Source organism: Arthrobacter sp. 05L45_2, assembly GCF_056397525.1.
Genome location: NZ_JBFTNO010000319.1, coordinates 1 through 2000, shown reverse-complemented (window position 1 = coordinate 2000; position 2000 = coordinate 1). Strand labels below are relative to the sequence as shown.

At 66.5% G+C, this 2000-nt stretch carries 3 protein-coding genes and 1 pseudogene; 3 read left to right on the top strand and 1 reads right to left on the bottom strand.

The genetic code is table 11. The features are described from left to right. Positions 1-345: pseudogene (locus AC1DHD_RS15970) on the bottom strand (hypothetical protein); the annotation flags it as partial. 276 nt (positions 346-621) lie between these two features. On the opposite strand from AC1DHD_RS15970, the gene AC1DHD_RS15965 reads away from it, so the two are divergent. The 3 genes from AC1DHD_RS15965 to AC1DHD_RS15955 all read left to right on the top strand — a co-directional run. Further along, positions 622-900: a flagellar FlbD family protein gene (locus AC1DHD_RS15965; protein ID WP_476880648.1), complete on the top strand. Its 279-nt coding sequence runs from the start codon at positions 622-624 to the stop codon at positions 898-900. A gap of 3 nt (positions 901-903) precedes the next feature. Further along, positions 904-1725, top strand: coding sequence for a motility protein A (locus AC1DHD_RS15960; RefSeq protein ID WP_476880647.1), 822 nt, complete (start codon positions 904-906; stop codon positions 1723-1725). Next, the coding region (locus AC1DHD_RS15955; RefSeq protein WP_476880646.1) for a flagellar motor protein MotB at positions 1722-2000 on the top strand (279 nt) is incomplete at its 3' end. The genes AC1DHD_RS15960 and AC1DHD_RS15955, both read left to right, overlap by 4 nt.

Here is a 2000-nt window from a genome sequence, read left to right as displayed (position 1 = left end):
GGCCAGCACGGTGTGTCCCACCACGCCTTTGCGCCTGACCGGGGGAAGTGCCTTCGGTTTGCTCAGGTGCAGCTCCCGGCACCCGCTCAGCCACGGCGGCAGCCACAGCCCGTAAATAACTGCGGCGCTCAGGTGCGAAATCCAGCTGCCGGGCGTCGCGGCTGAGAGCGCCCGGGCCAGATCTCGCAGCTCAAACTCCCAGGCTCCCGGGAGGTAGACCAGGCGGCCGCCCGGAGCGAGGTCGGAGGCGCGGAGGCGGGCCCGGCTCAGATTGGCCGCACGGGCCTCATGCAGTGTGAACGGCGCGGCGGACAGGGCGGAGGGCAACGGTGCGGGAGAGCGCATGCGGATCATTGTGGCGGCAAACGCCCCCGGGCCGCTGAGGTTATCCACACCTCTCAGTTGCGCTATCAGTTTTGGCTGGCAAGACCGGGGGAGAGCAGCCAAAAGTGATAGCGCAACCAGGGGAAGGGCCGGGGGAGAGGGCGGGGTGAGCCAGGGGGAGGGGCCGGTGCGGGGCGGTGCCTAACGAAAGCGCGCTGGCGGCCGACAGTAAGGGTAGAACACCCCATCCCTCCGCTTGGCCGCACAGCCAGGCAGTCCACAGAGCAGAATCGGCCCATGATCGTTGTCACTCGCCTCAACGGAACGCGCTTCGCGGTCAATCCGGACCTGATTGAACGGATCCACGAGAGCCCGGACACCCACCTGGTCACGCTCGACGGCGCCGCCTACGTGGTGCTCGAAAGCCTCGCCGAGGTGGTGGAGCTGATTGCCGACTACCGCGCCTACGTCCTGAGCAAGGCGCGGGATTTTCCCGCGGTCACGGGGTACCCCCTCAGCCTGGTCCCGTCTGCCGGCCCGGACGACTCGTCCGCACCTGAACCACCAAGGAAGTAAGCCATGGATCCCGCAACAATCATTGGACTACTCCTCGCATTTGGTTCCGTCATCGCGATGGTGCTGGTTGAAGGCGGCAGCATCACCGCCCTGCTGCTGCCCGGACCGCTCATCCTGGTCTTCGGCGCCACGTTGGCCATCGGGATGGCCGGCAACACCCTCAGGGACGTCATTCAGGCGTTCAAATCCGTGCCGGCAATGTTCATGGGGAAAACGGCCAAGCCGCAGGAAAGCATCGACCAGATGGTCCGCTTCGCGGAGAAAGCCCGCGCGGAGGGCCTGCTCTCCCTCGAGGAGGAGGCGGCGAGCGTCAAGGATCCGTTCCTGGCCCGCGCCCTGCAGAACATCGCCGACGGCACCGACGCCGAGGACCTCCGGATGCAGATGGAGGACGAGATCGACACGAAATCCCGCAGCGACCACGCCTCCTCAAAGTTCTTCGCCAGCCTCGGCGGCTACGCCCCCACGGTCGGCATCGTCGGCACCGTTGTCTCCCTGACCCACGTCCTCGAAAACCTGTCGAAGCCGGACGAGCTGGGACACATGATCGCCGCCGCGTTCGTTGCCACCCTGTGGGGCCTGCTCTCCGCCAACTTCATCTGGCTGCCCTTCAGTTCGCGTATGGCCCGCCTCTCCGAACTGGACATCGAACGCATGACGCTCCTGATGGAGGGCATGCTGGCCGTCCAGTCCGGCGCCCAGCCCCTGCTCCTGGCCGAACGGCTCCGGTCCATGGTCCCCGAGCACCAGCTCAAGAGCGCCGACAGCCGCCGCAAGACTCCCAGCGGGGACGGCCAGCCGGAACCGATGGACTCGGCCGCGTGAGCGGACGGCGGCGGCCCCGCAAGAAACCCGAAGCGCATCACGTCGACGAACGCTGGATGGCCTCCTACATGGACATGGTCACCGTGCTGATGTGCCTCTTCATCGTCCTCTACGCCATGTCCACGGTCGACGCGAACAAGTTCGAAAAACTCCGCAACTCGCTGGCCACCGGCTTCGGCGCCGTGGCCTCCGAAAAGGTGGACACGGCCTCCGGCACGGTGGTCCCGCCCGAATTCGTGGACAAGAACCTCGAAGCCTTCGCGGCTACCCAGACG